The organism is Paenibacillus sp. GM2FR (genome assembly GCF_002803325.1).
GTDB lineage: Bacteria > Bacillota > Bacilli > Paenibacillales > Paenibacillaceae > Paenibacillus_AQ > Paenibacillus_AQ lautus.
In genome coordinates, this window is sequence record NZ_MKZM01000009.1 from 182,691 (window position 1) to 202,346 (window position 19,656).

Here is a 19,656-nt window from a genome sequence, read left to right on the forward strand (position 1 = left end):
GAACCTTTATGACATGCATTGCAGCAAAAATAACAACAGTCAAAGTTAACTTTGCTTGTATCTCGTTTTGACTCGTTGAATGGCAGATTGACAATTATGAGAGTTAAAAGTCCCATACAGGGACTTTTTTTATATCCAGTCTTAAAAAGCTTTTGACTGGCGGGAGTTTAAGGTGGACCCACACAGTTTAAGAGAGGGCATTTTTCGCTGACCAGCCTTTCATTTTTAAAAATAACATTCCAAATAAGAAAAAATACTCTCAAGCAATGGATATATGCACGTACAAGCGATCGCCGATGAAATTGGTTGTAATAAAAAAACACTATACAATCACTTTCCTACACTTTGTAAAGCCCAAACGATAAAATGGAAGCAATACCTGGGGGGACGTAAACATATACGACTAGAAAATATTAAACAAGAAATTACGAATCTTTTTGAAAAGTATTCATGTCAAGGAAGGCAGATACTGAAAATTATGGAATAGATATTTGTAGTGATGAAATCGATTTGAAGGGCAATAAAGTTTCTGCTAATGATTTTAGAGCTGTGCTAGCGTTTCTTGGGCATAACTATAGTAATGAGGACATAAAAAGGCTACTGGTTTCAAGTGGCGTGCCAATTGACAAAATTGATACGTATTCGAGCCTTGTTGTGCGAGCACGCGGACGGGATCGGAAGTGTTCGTGTCAGCGAATTCTTCTTGGAGTAGGAGCATCGCTATTCTCTGCTCATAAAATTTTTATGAGTTGTTATTGTATTCGTATGGTGGAATATAGAAAAAGGGGTTTTTGGGAGGTCCACCTCAATGCATATTTTTAAATTAACCATATGTAACTTTAGAAACTATAAAAATGTGGATTTTAAATTCACACATGAGGTAAACACTCTGATTGGTGAAAATGGATCAGGTAAAACGAATGCATGATGAGTAAATAGGAAATTAGTGAGAAAGCCAATTGAATTTCTGCAAATTTTATTTTGTAAGGGTGAAATTGGATTCGTCTGAGCTATGCCTTGAAAAGCTCCTCCCTTTATAATCTACTTAATCCTTTGACGCCGTGAACAGCCACAACTAACCGTTTCAAACCATTGCTGGTTGAGTAAATAAGGGCAATCGTAAATGGTGTAAAAGCCAGCCCGAATGTGACGTTAATGATCGCCCCTAATTCTTTTGCCACGAAAAAAGGAGCGAACAGCATGGACAGATGGACCTGAAGGCCTCAATAAAGCTGCAGCTCGGTGGTGCTTGCGGTGTCCGGGCTGCGCTTATTCTAAAATGTTGTCCGAAGCCGCCGATCGCGCTAAAATGGCTTTAAATGAAACGCTTCAATAAAACGGAGGCTTCGCCGTGACGATTAAATGGATTGACTTGTCCAGGAATGCGATAGATTTATACGAGCAGAAGCATACGGGCGGACATCTCGTGTCTGAGCACTATCACCAGACGCACCAGATGCTGTTTGTGCTGGAGGGCGAAGGCGCTATCCGGCTGGGGGGGGAGGAACGGAAGCTAGTGGTCGACGATACGGCGCTGATCGTGCCGTATTCCGTCCACTCGGTCATGTCCGACTCTAGGCTGACCTTGCTAGTGTTGGCGTTTGATGAGGCGGTGCTCGATCCGGATATGAAGGAGCAGCTGCTCCACGCCTATTTCCCGGACTCCTGTCTGATGAAACCGGGATTGTTTGCCGCGAGCGAGCTGCGTCAGTTGCTGAGGAAAATGCTGTTCGAGCAGTCCAGGGAGCTGTCGCCGCTCATCCGTCTATCGCTCAAAGTCCAGCTGTCTCAGCTGCTGCTCTTGCTGGTTCGTCCGGCCGGAGCAGAGGCCGCCGGAGCGGGCTCCAGCTCCAACAGGCTGCGCGCTGAGAAAATACGCAGCTATATCGATTCACAGTATTTTGATCCGCTGACCGCGGGGGACATCGCATCCAAGCTGGGCATCAGCACACGGCACGTGAACAACATCTTCAAGGAACGGTACGACATGACACCGATGCAATATTTGACCGAGGTGCGCATCCGCGTCGCCCAGAAGCTGCTGGCCGAAACGGGCAAGGACATTATTTCGATCTGCTTCGAGGTTGGTTATGACTCCGTGTCCACGTTTTACCGGTCGTTCAAGGCTGTCGCCAAGCTGTCGCCGAAAACGTACCGGGAGCTGAACGCACCCGCGCAAGCCGAGTAGGCAGCCTTCCGTCAAAAAGGACAAACGAGCGCACAAACGTGCGATCAAACGAACAAGAATGCGATCAGCGGCCGACTGGCCGATTGATTGAAACGTAATTCCCCCTTCATCCCCCATTGGCTAAGCGCCCGCGGGGGATGTTGTTTTTCGCTCGAACAATTCGCTTCCGAAATTGAGAATCGTGTTCCCGGAATCGTAAGAAAAGCGGTTTCGCACCGACTATAATACGGATATACGAAGCGAAGGGGGCAATGAAAGATGGCAGTTCGCAACATCGGCATTATTATGAACGGCGTTACCGGACGGATGGGAACCAACCAGCATTTAATCCGTTCGATTCTTGCAATTCGCAAGCAGGGGGGCGTCGCGCTATCGGGCGGAGACGTCATAATGCCCGACCCGATTCTGGTCGGCCGGCAGGAGAACAAGCTGCAGGCGCTGGCCGCCGCCTACGGCGTCGAGCGTTGGAGCACCGATCTTGAAGCATGCCTCGCCGATCCATACAATGAAATTTATTTCGATAGCCAGACGACGGTGCGCCGCGCGGAAAGCATCAAGCAGGCGATCGCGGCGGGCAAGCATATTTATTGCGAGAAGCCGACGGCCGTCGATCTCGAAGGAGCGCTCGAACTGGCCCGCATCGCCGCCGAGGCGGGGGTGAGAAACGGCGTCGTGCAAGACAAGCTATTTTTACCCGGATTGCTTAAGCTGAAGCGCTTGATCGACTCCGGCTTCTTCGGGCGCATCTTGTCTGTGCGGATGGAGTTCGGCTATTGGGTATTTGAGGGCGACTGGCAGCCAGGTCAGCGGCCTTCATGGAACTACCGCAAGGAAGACGGTGGTGGCATTATCGTCGACATGTTTGCACACTGGCGCTATGTGCTCGAGAATTTGTTCGGGGAAGTGAAGGCAGTTTCCTGTCTTGCCGCTACGCATATTCCGAAACGTTTGGACGAGCAGGGCGTTCCCTACGACTGCACGGCAGATGATGCGGCGTACGCCATGTTTGAGCTGGAAGGCGGCATTATCGTGCAGGCCAACTCGTCCTGGGCGGTGCGCGTAGATCGAGACGATCTGCTTACGGTTACGGTCGACGGCACCGAAGGCAGCGCCGTGGCGGGCTTGCGCGACTGCAAGACGCAGCATTGGGTCAACACGCCGAAGCCAGTATGGAATCCGGACATTCCGAATCCATTCCAGTTCCGCGACCAATGGGTGCAGGTGCCGGACAACGCGTCGTTCGACAACGCGTTCAAGGTGCAATGGGAAATGTTCTTGAAGCATGTCGTCATCGACACGTCGTTCCCGTGGGATCTGCTCGAAGGTGCGAAGGGCACCCAGCTTGCCGATCTCAGCTTACAGTCGTGGCAGAAGCGCCGCTGGATCGACGTGCCGAAGCTAAGCCTGTAAAGGAGGAGAGTACAGATGACTAAATCGCTGCTCCTCCCCCGCGCAGGGGGAGCGTTGTATGAATATGCTCTTGGCAAAGCCGGCTCGTTTGCTGTGTCGACCAAGCCGTTTACGGGCCGTATCGCCTTCTCGGCCGCCCATGTCGTCTGCGATCCGTTTGCGGATGCCGATCCGCTGCATCACACGCAGATCGATTGGAACTCGACCCTCGCCTACCGGCACCATCTGTGGTCGCTCGGTCTGGCTGTGGCGGAAGCGATGGATACCGCGCAGCGCGGGATGGGCCTCGACTGGAACCGCTCGAAGGAGCTTATCCGCGCTTCGATCGCGGAAGCGTGCTCGGTTGGCGGCAAAATCGCCTGCGGCGCGGGAACCGATCATCTGCTCCCGGGACCGTCGGTCACGATATACGACGTGGAAGCTGCCTATGAAGAGCAAGTTGGCTTCATTGAAGGCGAGGGCGGTCAAGTCATTCTGATGGCGAGCCGCGCACTTGCCGCTTGCGCGAAAGGGCCAGAGGACTACGAGCGGGTGTATGGGCGCATTTTAGGACAAGTGAAACAGCCGGTTATCCTGCATTGGCTTGGCGACATGTTCGATCCCGCTCTGGCCGGCTATTGGGGGTGTAAGGACGATCCGGATGAGGCGATGGACGTTTGTTTGCGCGTCATTCGGGCAAACGCGGACAAGGTCGACGGGATTAAAATCTCGCTGCTCGATGCCGGTAAAGAAATCAAGATGCGTCGGCTACTGCCGGAAGGCGTCAAGATGTACACCGGCGACGACTTCAACTACCCGGAGCTGATCAAGGGTGATGAGCAGGGCTACAGCCATGCGCTCCTCGGCATATTCGACGCGATCGCTCCGGCCGCTTCCCAGGCGCTTCATGCGCTCGACGCGGGCGACCTGGTCAGTTATGGGGCGATTATGGAGCCTACCGTCGCCCTGTCGCGCCATATTTTCCAGAAGCCGACGTTCGCCTACAAGACGGGAATTGTGTTCATGGCCTACTTGAATGGCCACCAACCGCATTTCCGCATGATCGGGGGAGCGGAGGGATCGCGCTCGATCGTCCATTTGGCCGAGCTGTTCGTGCTTGCCGACCGGGCCGGGCTATTGGCCGATCCAGAGCTTGCCGCCGAACGGATGAAGCTTGTCTTAGCGCTGGCAGGTATTCGACCGTAATCTTTTATAGCAATATTTGAAATCCGGGAGGGATCAGCATGGAACTGCTTCGTTCCATAGACAGACTCAGCTTGAACCAGATTACGACCGATCGGCTGGATATGCGCGAGGCCGTGGAAGCATGCGTTCACGCGGAAGTGCCTTGGATCGCGCTGTGGCGGCATAAAGTGGCCGAGACCGGCCTGGCCGAGAGCAAGCGGCTTGTGCGGGACGCGGGCCTGCGCGTCTCCAGCCTGTGCCGCGGAGGTTATTTTCCGGCGGCCACCGCGGCTGCGCGCAAAGAGCGGATGGACGACAACCGTCGGGCTGTCGAGGAAGCGGCTGAGCTCGGCACCGACGTACTCGTGCTCGTTTGCGGACCAGCTCCGGACCGGGATATCGATTTTGCCCGCAAGACGGTCGAAGAGGCGATCGCGGAGCTCGTGCCGTTCGCTCGCTCGCACGGAGTCAAGCTCGGCATCGAGCCGTTGCACCCGATGTACGCCGCTGAACGCTCCGTCATCAATACGCTGGCGCAAGCCAACACGCTCGCGGAGCAGCACGACCCGCAGGACGTCGGCGTCGTTGTCGACGCGTTCCACGTCTGGTGGGATCCTGGGCTATACGCGCAAATTGAGCGTGCCAGAGGGCGGATACTCGGTTTCCACGTTTCCGATTGGATCGTGCCGGTACCCGACCTGCTAATGGGCAGAGGGATGATGGGGGACGGCGTTATCGAGCTGCGCCGGATGCGACATGCCGTCGAGACGGCCGGATACTCGGGGGCGATCGAGGTGGAAATCTTTAACCAGCAAGTATGGGATATGCCGGGAGACAAAGCGCTCGCGCTAATCAAGGAACGTTACTTGCAGTACGTATGATATGAATTTTTATTTACGGCTTTGGCTAGCCGGGAGAATCGCTTCCCGGCTTGTCAAGGCATAGGTAATGGAGGGAAGGAATGTGAAGATTTGCCGCACCACGCTGATCGGGATCGGGGGATTCGGCGCTCAGCATGTGAATATCATGCAGAAGCTGGCCGGAGAGGGCAGCCTGCAGGTTGTCGCTTTTGCGGAGCCGAATGTCGACGCTCATCAGGAGTCTTACGGTAAGCTGACCGCGCTTGGGGCCATCCATTATACGGACTATGTGCAGATGCTCACGCTTCATCCGGACATCGATTTCGTCGTGATTGTCACGCCGATCCCCACCCACAAGCCGATGTGCATCCAGGTGATGCGGATGGGCTTTCACGTGCTGGTGGAGAAGCCGCCGGCGATAACGATACAAGATCTGGACGAGATGATCGCCGTGCAGCGGGAGACCGGCCGCTTGTGCCAGGTGAACTTCCAGAATACGTCGGGTCAGGCGTTCCGAACGTTGCTGGAAAGGCTTGGCTCCGGCGTGCTCGGGCATGTGGAGCATGTGGTCGGCGTTGGTATGTGGAAACGCTCTCGCTCGTACTACGATCGAACCCGCTGGGCCGGCAAACTGGTCAGCGACGGCCAGTATGTGTTGGACGGGACGTTCAACAATCCGTTCGCTCACTTGCTGCACAATTGCTTGCTGGCGGCCGGAGTCGAAGGCGCCCCAGGTTTACACCCGGAATCGGTGCAGGCCGAGCTTTACCATGTCAACGACATCGAGGGGGACGACATCTCCTGTATTCGAGTCGTTATGGCTAACGAAGCGAGCGTTCATTTTTACGCCATGCTTTGCCACGAAACGAGTGAAGTGCCTTCCATTGCTGTGTACGGGACGCGCGGGGAGGCACATTGGAATTACCAGAACAAGCTGACGATTCGCGCGCAGGATGGCGAAGAAGATTTGGCGTTTGGCCCGGCCGATTTGATGCGCAACATGTATCAGAACCTGCTGGAAGCGATCGAGACCCCGGGCAGGACGCTCTTCTCACCGATCGAGGCGTGCCGAAGCTTCGTACTGGTATCCAATGGAGCCTATGAGTCGGCCCGCGCCGTTCGCTCCATACCCGGCCGGTTTGTGACCGAGCAGGAGGATAGCGACTCCACGGTGCGCTTGCTGTCCGGCTTGTCCGATAAGATGAGGGATGTGGCGGCGAAGAGGCAACTGTACAGTGAATACCCGCTTCCTTGGGCATCGCCGACCCTTCCGTTCAGGATGGAGAGCTACAGCCGATTCGAGTTGCCTGCCGACATGCGTGCAAGTAGCGGTCGACCGACCAATTAGAGGCGTCCCTTCCGGGCTCTTGTTGCCGCTTCGCGGCAGGGGGCCCCTTTTCCTGGTTTCCTTCTTGCCTCTTCCTTAGTAGGGTTTTGATTCACTTATCCCCCTATCAGTTGAGATCAAGGCAGGCTGTACGTCTTTATTTAGAGGAAGTGTTTACTTTGCAGGGCTATGACCAGATTTCGCGTCCCTTTATCTGTATGCGAAAAACAAAAAAATCTAAAGAAAAACCTAGAGAATTTTAAGGTTTGAACTGGAAGGACTGCGGTACAGTATACACGATATCGATAAGCATTCAACCAAGAAAGAAGGTTAGAACATGCCAACAACCTGCAGCCGCCGGAATGGACAGCGTTCCGAAGGCCAAACACGCCTTTTACCGGTATTTTTCTATGGGCGGGATTGAAATCGCTTTCAAGGGGTTCATCCGGATGGATTGGTTGAAAAAACTGAACCTGGGGGTGCGAAGAAGAAACGTTCGGACGAATCGCCGGCAATAAAGCAAATAAGGAGTGTAAAGTGTTTTCGGTGAATGCTGAGAGCTATATGATTCCAAGGAGGACTGTTAATGCTCAGGAAAAGATTCAGGTACCTGCTGCTTTGTCTCGCGGTGCTGCTGATGCTGCCGCAATGGAGAGGAGCGGCTGCGGCGGCGGACAGGGCGCCCGATGCGAAAGATTCGATGTCGGCGTCGACAACGGCGGTGTCGGAGGTGTCAAATTTCTATAATACGATTATGCAGGTAGGAGCCGACCCTTGGGTTTACAAGCATACGGACGGCTATTATTACAACGTCTTTGTCAACGCCAGCGGCATCATGATCCGCAGATCGATGACCATCACCGGCATTGAAGCGGGCGAGAGGAGCCTAGCCTGGACACCGGTTAAGGGTACCTTGTACAGTTCCAATGTTTGGGCACCCGAAATGCACTATCTCAAAGATATCGATGGCAAATACAAATGGTATATTTACTTCGCGGCTGACAACGGAACCAACGCAAACCACCGCATGTATGTGCTGGAGAACGCCAGTGAGAGTCCGATGACCGGAACCTGGGAGTTCAAAGGGAAAATAACCGATTCCACGGACCGCTGGGCGATCGACGGCACGGTGCTGACTGTAAATGAGAAACACTATTTCATCTGGTCCGGCTGGGAGGAAACGGATGGGAGTTTCCAAAATCTATATATAGCGGAAATGAGCGATCCACGGACCATCAGCTCGCAGCGGGTATTGATTTCGACGCCTGACCATGATTGGGAAACGTCCCCGGGCAGGATCAACGAAGGTCCCCAAGTCAACATACGCGGTAACACCATCAACTTGGTCTATTCCGCAAACGGGAGCTGGACAGACAGTTACTGCCTCGGACTGATCACGGCCAAGATTGGCGACGATTTGATGAACCCCAGCTCCTGGGTAAAACAGGACAATCCGATTTTCTCCAGCGCCAACGGCGTTTATGGCCCGGGTCACCACAGTCTCACCACCTCTCCCGACGGCAGTGAGGACTGGATTATCTACCATTCCGCCCGCTGGCCAGGATCAGGGTGGACCCGCAATGTCCGAGCGCAGAAATTCATCTGGAACGCAGACGGAACGCCAAACCTGGGAGAGCCCGTCGATCCAAACAAACCGATTGCCAAGCCTTCAGGGGAGCCGGCACGTCAGCGCTATGAGGCGGAAGCAGCCCTGTTGGTGAAAGATCCCAGCGGCGGAACCGGCCCCGGCGTTTGGTGGGAAGGTACCGCTTCCGACGGGAAGAAGATCGCCAATATCAAGAACGCCAATGATTATGCCCAGTTTACAGTCAACGTGCCAGAGGCGGGATTTTATGTGCTGTCTGTGCGCAATGCCAACGGCTCATCGAATGGGGTGGATGCTTCACATATCTTGTCGGTAAACGGCAGTTCCGGCGCCCGTTTGAACATCGTCTATTCCGGCTGGAATCGTTGGGGAGCCTCCACGGTGAAAGTCTATCTTAAACAAGGCAACAATACCATCCGTTTCTCGACGGGTGCCAACCTTGCCGAAATTGACAGCATGGATATATTCAAGCTTGATGTTGCGTCGGAAATTCTATTCGATTCTCCGGGGTACACGCTGGGGTTAGGTGAAAGCCGCAGTTTGCCCGTGTATACGGTAACAGGCACTACCTATTCCCCTGTGGACAGCGGAGTTTCCTTCAGTTCTTCCAACAAAGAGGTCGCTGATATTGATGGGATGGGGGTCAAAGGACTCAAGGCAGGCAGCGCCACGATCACCGCGACATATAACGGAAAGACGGCCACAGCCACGGTTACCGTTGCCGCTGAACCTAAGTCTGTGCAGTCCATTGCCATCAGCGGATTGAACAACATCCTGACCAGCGGGCTGACAGGGCAACTGCAGTTAACAGCTCGCTACAACACCTATGAAGTCCAGGATGTGTCGGCTGACGCCACGTACTTCAGCAGCAAACCAGACGTGGCCAAGGTTACGGTCACCGGTCAGGTATATGACACTGGGCCGGGGGATACGGTGATTACAGCCGTATACGGCGGCAAGGAAGCAAAATTCAACTTAACAGTAACACCCGATCCGTCTCAGGTTCCTCAGATTATTTCTCAAGTAAAAACTCCCTCCGGAGTGACACCGAGGCTGCCCGGCGTTGTTGACGTCAATTACAAGGGTGAGATAAGCATCGCCGAGGTCAGCTGGAAGCTGGAAGGAATACACTTCAACTCACTTGGCACGATTCAGGTACCTGTCATATTAACACTGAATGGCGAGAAGATTCCTGCTGCCGTTTCCGTAGAAGTGATCCCGGGATGGGGTCTTGATGAGATTGTAGATAACATGCGCAGCAGGATAGTCGGTTTCTCTTATCCGCTGGGCGAAGGCTTGGGAACCTATAGTCAAGATGCGTATAATGCTCTCTTGGCTGAGCTGGATCATGCGGAAGAGATGTCTGTAGACCCTGATCTGCGTGAAGAGCAGTTTGAGGAGGCGCTGGATCGCCTTGCTGAAGCGGAAGCAGCCCTGCTTGGCTCACTTAACCTTACCGAGGATGGCGTGACCTATAACGCCTACCGGGATTTCTCCGGCGATGAGACGGGCAAGTACCCTTACGGCATTACCACCGAAGCTCTAACCAATGGCGCTACTGCCACTGTGCAAGAAGAGGACGGGAATAAGTTCCTTCGACTGACCACAACCGCTGTTGCGGGCAAGGCAAATTTGTTCCTGCCGTTTGCAGGCGAGGTCAAGGCAGAAGCGGATCAGCGCATCGTCATCGAATATCGTGCCAGATTAAACAGCAGCTTTCAGTACGCCAATGGTGCCATGGTGAGAAATGACAGCGGCACCGGCAATTATTCCATGGTCACAGCTTTTGATACGGGTAAAATCATCGTACAGAATGGGGGGTCCAAGAAGCCGGTCAAGAACACTTCATACAATACATGGTACAAAATTAAAATGGTGGCAAACTGGGACGCCAAGACTTATACCGTTTATATTAACGATGATCCTGTTCCGGCGGCCACTGACTTCCTCTTCCGCCATACAGGCGGCAGTAAGTTGACCGGCCAGCTGTTCGGCATCGACGGCTACGCTAACGCTTCAATCGACTTCGACGATTTCAAAGTCATGGTTACGGGAGGATCGAAAACTGCGCCGATCACATCCGCGGCTCTTTCGCCAGAAGTTCCGAATGGCCAAAATGGCTGGTATACGCATCCGGTAACGGTAAGTTTGTCAGCAAAAGCTCCACGGGATAGCGTTGCAAAAACCGACTACAGTCTGGACGGCGGGACAACTTGGCAAACCTATACGGCACCAATCACATTCAGCCAAGACGGCACTTACACAGTTACCTATCGTTCGGTTGATCCAGCAGGGAATGAGGAGATGGCGAAAGCCGTCAGCTTTAAGCTGGATACGAAAGACCCGACTATAGAAGTTGTCATTCCTGGAGATGGCGGCACCTATGAAGATAGCGAGGATTTGACCCCTTTAGTGACTACGCTGGATACGGCATCAGGGGTCGACAACAGCAAGACGACGGTGACGCTGGATACGTATTCCTATCCGATCGGCACGACGATCCCACTCTTTTCATTGCCGCTGGGAACACATACGCTTGAGGTGTCTTCAGTTGATCTAGCCGGCAATTCAGGCAGTAAAACCGTTGTTTTCCATACCGTGGCAAGTATCAATTCATTAAAGGCATTAGTGACGCGTTTTGCCAAGAGCAAGGAAATCGATAATGCCGGAATCGCCCGTAGCCTGCAGAAAAAACTGGAGAATGGCAATTTGAACAGTTTTGTTAACGAGGTGCGGGCGCAAGACGGAGAACACATATCGAACGATGCGGCAAACTATTTACTTAGGGACGGACGCTTCTTGTTGTCCCGGCAATAATTTGAAGGAAGCATTAAGCTCTGGCATTTAAATGAAAAGCTAACGCAAACGGGAAAGGGAAGCGCCAAAAAAGGACGCGAGCGAACTCGCGTCCTTTTTTTTCTGTACGTGAAAAACAAAAAAAACTATAGAAAAACCTAGAGATTCTTAAGGTATGCACCGGTGGGACTGCGATACAGTATAAACATCATCGAAAAGCAATTAACCAAGAAAGAAGGTTAGAACATGCCAACAACACCTGCGACCGCCGAAACGGACAGTGTGCCGATGGCCAAACAAGCCTTTTACGAGACCAAGAGGTTTCGGCAGAATATTCCGCTGTTCCTCATGCTCGTACCAGGGATCCTGTATTACGTGATATTCCGGTATCTTCCTATGGGCGGTCTTGTGATCGCTTTCAAGGATTACAATTTCCGCGATGGCATTTTGTCCAGCCCTTGGGTGGGACTCAAGTATTTCAAGATTTTATTTCAGTCCGACGCTACGCTGCAGATCATCTGGAATACCCTCGAATTAAGTATTCTGAATCTGATCTTCGGTTTTCCCGCGCCGATCATTATCGCCATCGCGCTGAATGAGGTTCGAAAAAGATGGCTGAAGCGATGGATTCAAACGATTATTTATCTTCCCCACTTTCTGTCATGGGTCATCGTAGCAGGGCTGGTTCTCACCTTGTTTTCGATCGACGGCGGCACCGTTAACAAGCTGCTGGAGCAATGGGGAATGGAGCCGGTGCCGTTTTTGTATCGCATCGAATCCTGGGTCGCGATCTTTATCGGCTCCGGGATGTGGAAGGAAATGGGGTTCGGTGCCATTATCTATCTCGCCGCCCTTTCGTCCATTGATCCCAGCTTGTATGAATCCACCGCCTTGGACGGCGCGGGTAAGCTGAGACAGATCTGGCATATTACGCTGCCGGGCCTCCGTCCTACGATTATCCTTCTGCTGATCCTGGGCATGGGCCGCTTGATGGAGGTAGGGTTCGACCAGGTTTACAACTTGCAGAATCCCACAGTCCTGGAAAAAGCCGAGGTCATCAGCACCTATGTGTACAAAGTGGGGCTGCAGAAGGCCCAATTCAGTCTGACCACGGCCATGGGTCTATTCGAGTCCATTGTCGGCTTGGTGCTGCTGTTGTCGGCTAACGCACTGGCCAGGAAATTCGACCAGGGATTATTCTAGCCCATGCTTCCGAAGCAAGTTTTGTACGAAGCTTATCCGGAAAGCAAGGCTCACAAAACTTTAAGGGAGGGGACCTGCATTGAGAGAGTCGGCTAGCGGAAGGGTTTTTTCGGTCTTCGTTCACACGGTTTTAATTATCATCGCACTCACCTGCATTCTGCCTTTCCTGCATTTGATCGCTTTGTCCATAAGCGAAGGGCAGGCAGTGGATCTGGGACAAGTCTTGTTCTGGCCGGTGGGCCTTGATTTTACCGCTTACAAATATTTTTTTCAGAACACGCCAGCCTTGCGGGCGTTTGGCAACAGCGTCATCATCACATTGGGCGGAACGGCGCTTAGCATGCTGACTACGGTTCTGACGGCGTATCCTTTGTCCCGCCGCTATCTGTATGCCCGCAAGCCGCTCACAACGGCCGCGCTGTTTACGATGTTGTTCAGCGGCGGCATGATTCCCACGTATCTAGTGATGAACAATCTGCATTTGACGAACACGTACTGGTCCTTATGGTTCGTTGGGCTGATCAGTACCTATAACATGTTAATCATGAAAAGCTTCTTTGAAAACATTCCGAGTGAAGTGACGGAATCGGCTCAGATTGACGGCTGCGGAGAGACGCAACTGCTTTTGCGCATTATTTTGCCTTTATCCCTGCCCATGCTGGCCACATTGACGTTATTCTACGGCGTTGGTTACTGGAACATGTTCATGAATGTCATTCTTTACATCAATCGAACGGAACTGCAGAATCTCACGGTCATTGTCCAGAGCATGCTGCAGATTCAGAGCATGGACAATATGATGGCGATGGATATCATGCAGCAGCAGGAGCTGATCTCCGAGAAACTGAAGGCGGTAGGCGTTATGGTGATGGTGGTGCCGATGCTGGTGGTATATCCGTTTTTGCAAAAGTATTTCGTTCAAGGGATTATGCTGGGTTCCATTAAAGGTTAGCGGCAACAAATCCATTCATTATAGATCATGGGTCGAGAGGAGCTTGTAAATGTTAAAACAAACATCCAAGTGGAACAAAAGGGTCTGGTCATCCTCAGTACTGGCTATCGTGTTGACGGTGGGGGCTGCCGGCTGCAGCCAGCCAAAAGAAGAGGGGCGAAGCGGAGATAAACCTGTCATTACCGTGTCAAACTATGACAGAGGCAATATCCCGGCCGCGGAGGGAACCGTGGAGGAGAACCGCTGGACTAAATGGATTAATGAACATTCTCCGGTGGAGGCCAAGTTTGTGCCCGTGCTCCGGTCGGAATCGACTCAGAAGCTAAATGTGATGTTCGCATCCGGCAGCGCGCCGGATATGATCAATGATTATGATACGGGCTTCAGGGATTCCCTATATCAGCAGAAGCAACTGCTGCCCCTGGACGATTACTTGCAGTATGTCCCTGAATATGAAAAATTGCTGGAGAAGTATCCCCAGTTGCGCGAGGTGGGCACCAAGCCGGATGGCAAGCTTTACGAAATCGGCAAAATTAACGAGCCCCATCTGCAAAGCGTGGCGTTTATCCGGGTGGATTGGTTGAAAAAGCTGAACCTAGAGGTGCCGAAGACGACCGAAGAGCTGATTACAGTCTTGAAGGCTTTTGTAGAGCAAGATCCTGACGGCAACGGCAAGAAGGATACGTACGGAACGAATATAAGCTATACCTCCGGCGGCATGGTCGATTCCATGTTCGGCTCGAGCGGTTGGGCCATCTCGGCTGACGACAAAATCATCCGCAGCTGGGATAACACGCTGGAGGCGACGAAATTCAAGAAGAGACTGTTCGACGAAAGACTGATCGACCCGGATTACCTGGCGGACACGAACGGTTCCAAAGCCAAGAAGGATTATTTGAACGGCAAGGTGGGCGTTTTCCTTCCTCCGCAAATCAACAACTGGTTTGAGAGTACGGTCACCGATATCAAGACCATCAGAAAGGTGGTCCCGGATGCGGAAATTGCGCCGATGATGCAGCCCGAGTCTCCTGTGGGACAGTTTACCCATCACGTGACCAACCCGATTCAGATGACAACGGTGGTTAACGCCGCAGCCAAAGATCCCAAGGCTGTGATGGAATATATCAACTTTATGCTCCAGCCGGATACGGCGCTGACGTTGAGAAAGGGGCTGGAGGGAGAACATTGGAACAAGTCAGCGGACGGTGCGCCCATCGTGATTGATCCCGACAAGAATACGAAGGAAGTGGATTGGGCCGCGGACTACACCATGTTCTATTCTCTCCCGCAGAACGAATCTTTGACCTCCGTATCGGCATTTAATGTAGAGGATCCGGATCAGAAGGCGGGGCTGGAGATGATGAAGCAGGCAGACCAGTTCTTGCTCAATCCGGACGCCAAATATCCCGCTCTGAGTCACTACGAGCATATGCCGGTTCTGCCAAGCGACCTGGTGGTTATCAGTACCAACGTGAACAAAGAAGTGAGCGACATCATTGTCAAAGGAATCATAGGCGGGTCCAAATATACGGCCGAGCAGGCTATTGCGGATGCTAAAGCAGCCTGGGAGAAAGGCGGTGGCAAGCAGATTGAGGAATACATGAATACGTGGTATCAAGAAAATAAAGACACGGCCTTCCTGGGCGATGATGTACTGGAAATGGTCCGCTCCCAACTAAAGTAAAGTTCGGACGGAGCACCGGGAATAGAATAAGGACTTGGTCCGGTAGAAGCCGGGCCAAGTTTTGTTTTAATTCAGGATGAAAGGGATTACAATCGGATTACATCATCGTTTGGGGGAGGGAGCCAGACTGAATCCGATAAGTTGGCCGGGGAGAATTGCCGGAGAAATGAAGGGCAGCTTCAAGTTGAAGCTGATTGTACTGCTCTCGTGTATGGTCACATTAGCCTTTGCATTAGCGGGGTGGCTGGTCTACCGCTTAAATGTCCAATTGATGGAGGACGAGATCAGCAAGCAGTTCTCCATTGCCAATGAACAGGCTTTGGCCCGATTGGAACTCACCTTCCAAGAGGTAAGCCGGGTATCCCAATCCATTATACTGAACCCTTCTATAGAAATGTTCGTCACAGAGAGCCTTGATCCCGGAGGGGATCTCTATACGCAATACAAGAACCGTAAGTACGTGGAGGAGCAGCTGATCACGCTGCAAGTGGATACGCCGTCGATTCGTTCCATCTTTCTGTTCAATGAAAATGGAGATTTGGCTATTCGCTCCCAAAATGGGGCGTCAGGGGAACCCGGACCTGAAGAAATGGCCATGTTGATGGGCAAGCTGGAATCGCATCGGGGGAACTTGGTCTGGGGACGGGCCAGTCTGCCTAGTAGTGTCGATCCTGGCGGACGCCGGACGGTGCTAATTGCCGCCAGACGGATGCTCAATGATAAGCTGATTCCGTACGGAACCATGGTGGTGGTCATGGAGGAAAGACTGGTGTCCAAAGTGCTGCGGGATCTTACGGAGAACGGCAACGGTAAGGTACTGCTGCTGGAACCTCTGGAGGGACTGCTCTACGCCAATATGAATCAGGAGGAGACGGAACAACTCATGCGCTTGATCGAAGCCGGCGATCCCCAATATGTCAAGATGAGTGGGGTCACCTATTTATTTGTCCGCCATCGTCTGGAACCGGCAGGCTTCACGTTATATGGAGGGGTTTCTCTGGAGGAAATTCAACGCAAAAACAAAGACATCATCCATATCTTTGTTATTGCCGGAATTGGCGTCGTGCTTCTTAGCGCACTGCTGATTACGATTTCTACCAGAACCTTGCTGAAGCCACTGGCTGATCTGCTGCGGGGGCTGCGCAAATTGCGTTCGGGGGATTTCTCGGCTCGGATTAGCGTCCGTTCCGGCGATGAGCTCGGGTTCATCGGTGAGAGCTTCAACAGCATGGCGGAGCAAGTAAGCACTCTGATCAACAAAGTGTATCTGGCCCAGATCAGCCAGCGGGAATCGGAATTAAAAGCCATTCAGGCGCAATTGAACCCTCATTATCTGCATAACCTGTTCAATGAACTGTATTGGAAGCTGTATAACGACGACCAGGCAGAGGCGGCTCTACTGATCAACGCCATCTCGGAGATGCTGAAGTATTCGCTTAAATCCGTCAAGACCGATACGACGCTGGGAGAAGAACTGCAGCAGATACGGAATTACATTAAGATTCAGACCGAATTGTTTACCGGCGAGATTGAAACGATCATTCAGGCCGAAGAATCGCTTCTGGGCCTACGGATGATGAGATGCCTGCTGCTGCCGGTGGTGGAAAATGTTTTTGTGCATGCCTTCCGAAATATGGATGAAGACCGGGTGCTCAGGGTGAAGGCGGCTTTACGGGATGGAGCGCTGCATATCGAGGTGGCTGACAACGGCTGCGGCATGGATGACAGCACTTTATATGCTTTGAAGGAAGCTGAGGATGCGCTGTCTGAGAACAACAAAACGGGAATTGGCTTTAAAAGCGTGCTGCGACGCATTGAACTGGTGTATGGGGCTCCTTACGGAGTAGAGATTTCCAGCGTCAAGGGAAAAGGAACGACCGTTCACATCAAGCTTCCCATTCAGACGATCCCGCAAGAGTACTAAGCCTATTCTTTCGAAGCGAGTTTTGCTCGAAGCTTATTATGAGGTAACGCTCACAAAACTTTTAGGAGGGAAATGGATGAAAGCCAAGCTGTTTATCGCCGAGGATCAACCGAATTTTCGCAAAGGATTGCTCAAGCTGGCCGGGAAACGGTCCGCCGAGTGGGTGGTGGCGGGAGAAGCGGCAAATGGCCTGGCCGCTCTGTCTTCGATGGAGCAATGCATCCCGGATTTGCTGTTAACCGATATCCGCATGCCCCATATGGATGGGCTCGAACTGGCCGAGGAAATCAAGGCTCGCGGCTGGGGGACCAAGATTGTGATCATCACGGGATTCAAAGATTTTGCTTACGCCCAGTCCGCCCTCAAGTTTGGAGTGCTGGACTTTATCACGAAACCTTGCGTAGAAGCGGATATATTAAACATGCTCGATCGGACCTATGTACGGCTGATCGAAGAGGATCAGTCCGGGCGGCTGGTGGAGGATTGGAAGCGCCAGCATGAGGACAGCCAGCTTCGCTCAGCGATTATGGGCATGTCCTGCAACAACGGAGAGGTGGAGGCTTTGCTCGGACGGATGAAGGAATGCGAGCTTTACTTTCTTAGCATCCCTACCTATATTTCCTCAGAAAAACATTATTCCGCCCAGGATATGCCGCTATTGCAGTTTGCTCTCGGCAACATTGTCAGGGAGCATTTGCATAAATGGTATGGCGGAGGCTTCCGTTTTTTTTCCTTGAGTTCATCGGAATGGGCTTTATTGGTGGACAGGACGGATTCCCGGCCGGAAATGCCATCTTCCTGGTTGCAGATCCTCACCGATTCGATTCAGCAGTATCTGAAACTGGCGCTTGCCTACTGCGGACAAGGACGATGCCGCATGGCGGAGGACCTGCGTCAGGCTTACGAGCGGTATTGCAGCGGGCTGGGCCGGGAGGCGGCCTCTGAGCGCAGTACTGGCTATGAATCTTTACTTAACCAGACGGCGCTTTACGAAAAGGAGAAGGAAATCGTATCCTGGCTTATGTCGGGAGACAATGGCCGTTTGAACAAGGAGCTTCTAGATCAAGAGGTGCGAATCAGTAGTATGCCCCTGCAAACCGCTAAAATCGAAGCCCTGCTCCTGGCCACGGCCCTTCTCCGGCTGGTGCAAGTACAGTTTCCTGTATGGCGGATGGCCGCACGTTCCATCGAGTGGGGTTCCGTCTACAAATGCGAGACGCCCGAAGAGATTGTGGCTTGGCTGCAGGGATACATCCATGAATTCCTACTCTCCCATAACAACTGGCTTGCCGGCAAAAAAGATAATCCGGTCAAGCAAGCCATCCGGTTTATCGAAGAGAAATATATGGACGAATGCGGATTGGCTAAGGTGGCGGCGCATGTTCATCTCAACCCCAGCTACTTCAGCAACCTGTTCAAGAAAGAAACTGGCGAAAGCGTCACCGGCTATATCCAAAACCTGCGCGTGCAGAAAGCGAAGATCCTGCTCAAAAGCACCGATATGAAAATTTTCGAAATCGCCCAAGCCATCGGTTTTAACGATTCCAATTACTTCACGCATATGTTCAACAAAGTAGCAGGGCTCTCGCCCAAGGAATACCGCAAGCGGACAGCAGAGCCGCCGCAGGGAGTCGCGGATGGATTTTGATGCGGATGGGCAGTCTGATTCTCTTGAGGTAGCTTGGAATGCCCGGCATTTATGATGAAAGATGACACTAATAAATACGTATTAAAATTAGATTGAACATTCTTTCTAATAGACTGCGAAGGAAAAGCGCGATGTTCGATAAATACAAAAAATCACAAAAAAAGTGCTGTATACAACGCTCAGACTTTTTCGGGAGAATGGCTTGCAGGCTACCTCGATGTCAATGATTTCGAATGAATCCGGCGTGACGGCTTTTGAACTGGCAGAACGCGGTACGGTTGTGTTTGTGGCAGGACGACGCGAACAAGAAGCAAAGACAGTTCTGTTTGCGACCGAAGGCAAAGGAATGGATACCCTCGAACGATTTAAGGAACATCTATCCACCAAAGGTGCTTCTGCCGAGCAGATCGAGGACGTGTGCTGTGACATGTCTCCCGCTTTTTATCCGTGGAATCCAGGGCTACTTTCCCCAAGCGGAAATCACCTTTGATAAACTCCATATCATGAAGTTGGTGAACGAAGCCGTTGACGACGTGCGCATTCAAGAACAAAAGCAGGCCCCGGAGCTTAAACATACGAAGTACATCTGGCTAAAGAACGAATCCAACCTCAAAAGCGAACAAAAGGATACATTGACGCGGCTGAAGGACAGCGATCTGCAGACCGGACGCGCCTATCGCTTGAAATTGGCGATGCAGGATTTTTGGTTGAATACAAAATCAAAATCTTCCTGTATGAGTGTAACTGCTAACGCACAATATCCAGTGGTTGACGGCAGAAGTTATCCGACCCTAGTGATAGAACAGGGAGAATCAAGATTCTCCCTGGATGACGCGTTGACCATATGATCGTCGATGATTCAATGTTTTTCTGTACGCCGTAGATCTAACGGGT

The 19,656-nt window shown here is 52.2% G+C and carries 14 protein-coding genes and 1 pseudogene; 14 read left to right on the forward strand and 1 reads right to left on the reverse strand.

Translation table 11 applies throughout. From position 1 onward, the window contains the following. Positions 1-808: 808 nt before the first annotated feature. Positions 809-928, forward strand: coding sequence for an AAA family ATPase (locus PAEVO_RS21970; RefSeq protein ID WP_100539673.1), 120 nt, complete (start codon positions 809-811; stop codon positions 926-928). 166 nt (positions 929-1,094) lie between these two features. Here the strand turns inward: PAEVO_RS21970 and PAEVO_RS34475 are convergent. Next, positions 1,095-1,211, reverse strand: a pseudogene (locus PAEVO_RS34475) (short-chain dehydrogenase); the annotation flags it as partial. Between the two features lie 140 nt (positions 1,212-1,351). Here PAEVO_RS34475 and PAEVO_RS21980 point away from each other — a divergent pair. From PAEVO_RS21980 to PAEVO_RS22035, 13 genes are all read left to right on the forward strand, one after another. Then, positions 1,352-2,188: an AraC family transcriptional regulator gene (locus PAEVO_RS21980; RefSeq protein WP_100539674.1), complete on the forward strand. Its 837-nt coding sequence runs from the start codon at positions 1,352-1,354 to the stop codon at positions 2,186-2,188. A gap of 258 nt (positions 2,189-2,446) precedes the next feature. After that, on the forward strand, positions 2,447-3,598 hold the full coding sequence (locus tag PAEVO_RS21985; RefSeq protein ID WP_100539675.1) for a Gfo/Idh/MocA family protein: 1,152 nt from the start codon (positions 2,447-2,449) through the stop codon (positions 3,596-3,598). A 15-nt stretch (positions 3,599-3,613) separates the two neighbouring features. Then, positions 3,614-4,783 (forward strand): dihydrodipicolinate synthase family protein, encoded by a 1,170-nt coding sequence (locus PAEVO_RS21990; RefSeq protein ID WP_100539676.1) that lies wholly within the window; start codon positions 3,614-3,616, stop codon positions 4,781-4,783. A 38-nt stretch (positions 4,784-4,821) separates the two neighbouring features. After that, positions 4,822-5,643, forward strand: a complete 822-nt coding sequence (locus PAEVO_RS21995) for a sugar phosphate isomerase/epimerase family protein (protein ID WP_100539677.1) — start codon at positions 4,822-4,824, stop codon at positions 5,641-5,643. Positions 5,644-5,725: 82 nt separating this feature from the next. Continuing rightward, a complete protein-coding gene (locus PAEVO_RS22000) occupies positions 5,726-6,970 on the forward strand; it encodes a Gfo/Idh/MocA family protein (RefSeq protein WP_100539678.1) in 1,245 nt (414 codons plus the stop codon). A gap of 565 nt (positions 6,971-7,535) precedes the next feature. Next, positions 7,536-11,372 (forward strand): family 43 glycosylhydrolase, encoded by a 3,837-nt coding sequence (locus PAEVO_RS22005; RefSeq protein ID WP_243390894.1) that lies wholly within the window; start codon positions 7,536-7,538, stop codon positions 11,370-11,372. Between the two features lie 225 nt (positions 11,373-11,597). Beyond that, positions 11,598-12,554 (forward strand): ABC transporter permease, encoded by a 957-nt coding sequence (locus PAEVO_RS22010; RefSeq protein ID WP_100539679.1) that lies wholly within the window; start codon positions 11,598-11,600, stop codon positions 12,552-12,554. Between the two features lie 79 nt (positions 12,555-12,633). Continuing rightward, a complete protein-coding gene (locus PAEVO_RS22015; RefSeq protein ID WP_100539680.1) occupies positions 12,634-13,506 on the forward strand; it encodes a carbohydrate ABC transporter permease in 873 nt (290 codons plus the stop codon). Between the two features lie 49 nt (positions 13,507-13,555). Further along, positions 13,556-15,190, forward strand: coding sequence for an extracellular solute-binding protein (locus PAEVO_RS22020; protein ID WP_100539681.1), 1,635 nt, complete (start codon positions 13,556-13,558; stop codon positions 15,188-15,190). A 76-nt stretch (positions 15,191-15,266) separates the two neighbouring features. Further along, complete coding sequence (locus PAEVO_RS22025) at positions 15,267-17,114, forward strand: sensor histidine kinase (protein WP_243390895.1); 1,848 nt, start codon at positions 15,267-15,269, stop codon at positions 17,112-17,114. A gap of 76 nt (positions 17,115-17,190) precedes the next feature. Beyond that, positions 17,191-18,762 (forward strand): response regulator transcription factor, encoded by a 1,572-nt coding sequence (locus tag PAEVO_RS22030; protein ID WP_100539682.1) that lies wholly within the window; start codon positions 17,191-17,193, stop codon positions 18,760-18,762. Between the two features lie 217 nt (positions 18,763-18,979). Then, positions 18,980-19,252 (forward strand): transposase, encoded by a 273-nt coding sequence (locus tag PAEVO_RS34690; protein WP_133120355.1) that lies wholly within the window; start codon positions 18,980-18,982, stop codon positions 19,250-19,252. Beyond that, on the forward strand, positions 19,185-19,610 hold the full coding sequence (locus tag PAEVO_RS22035; RefSeq protein WP_165789731.1) for a transposase: 426 nt from the start codon (positions 19,185-19,187) through the stop codon (positions 19,608-19,610). The genes PAEVO_RS34690 and PAEVO_RS22035 overlap by 68 nt, the downstream gene beginning before the upstream one ends. The last annotated feature ends 46 nt before the right edge of the window (positions 19,611-19,656 follow it).

What these genes read in the sequence shown, in the direction of transcription:
- PAEVO_RS22020 (WP_100539681.1), top strand. Translation starts at nt 13,556, where the DNA reads ATGTTAAAACAAACATCCAAGTGGAACAAAAGGGTCTGGTCATCCTCA.
- PAEVO_RS21985 (WP_100539675.1), top strand. Translation starts at nt 2,447, where the DNA reads ATGGCAGTTCGCAACATCGGCATTATTATGAACGGCGTTACCGGACGG.
- PAEVO_RS21990 (WP_100539676.1), top strand. Translation starts at nt 3,614, where the DNA reads ATGACTAAATCGCTGCTCCTCCCCCGCGCAGGGGGAGCGTTGTATGAA.
- PAEVO_RS21995 (WP_100539677.1), top strand. Translation starts at nt 4,822, where the DNA reads ATGGAACTGCTTCGTTCCATAGACAGACTCAGCTTGAACCAGATTACG.
- PAEVO_RS22005 (WP_243390894.1), top strand. Translation starts at nt 7,536, where the DNA reads ATGCTCAGGAAAAGATTCAGGTACCTGCTGCTTTGTCTCGCGGTGCTG.
- PAEVO_RS22030 (WP_100539682.1), top strand. Translation starts at nt 17,191, where the DNA reads ATGAAAGCCAAGCTGTTTATCGCCGAGGATCAACCGAATTTTCGCAAA.
- PAEVO_RS34690 (WP_133120355.1), top strand. Translation starts at nt 18,980, where the DNA reads ATGTCAATGATTTCGAATGAATCCGGCGTGACGGCTTTTGAACTGGCA.
- PAEVO_RS22025 (WP_243390895.1), top strand. Translation starts at nt 15,267, where the DNA reads ATGAAAGGGATTACAATCGGATTACATCATCGTTTGGGGGAGGGAGCC.
- PAEVO_RS21970 (WP_100539673.1), top strand. Translation starts at nt 809, where the DNA reads ATGCATATTTTTAAATTAACCATATGTAACTTTAGAAACTATAAAAAT.
- PAEVO_RS22010 (WP_100539679.1), top strand. Translation starts at nt 11,598, where the DNA reads ATGCCAACAACACCTGCGACCGCCGAAACGGACAGTGTGCCGATGGCC.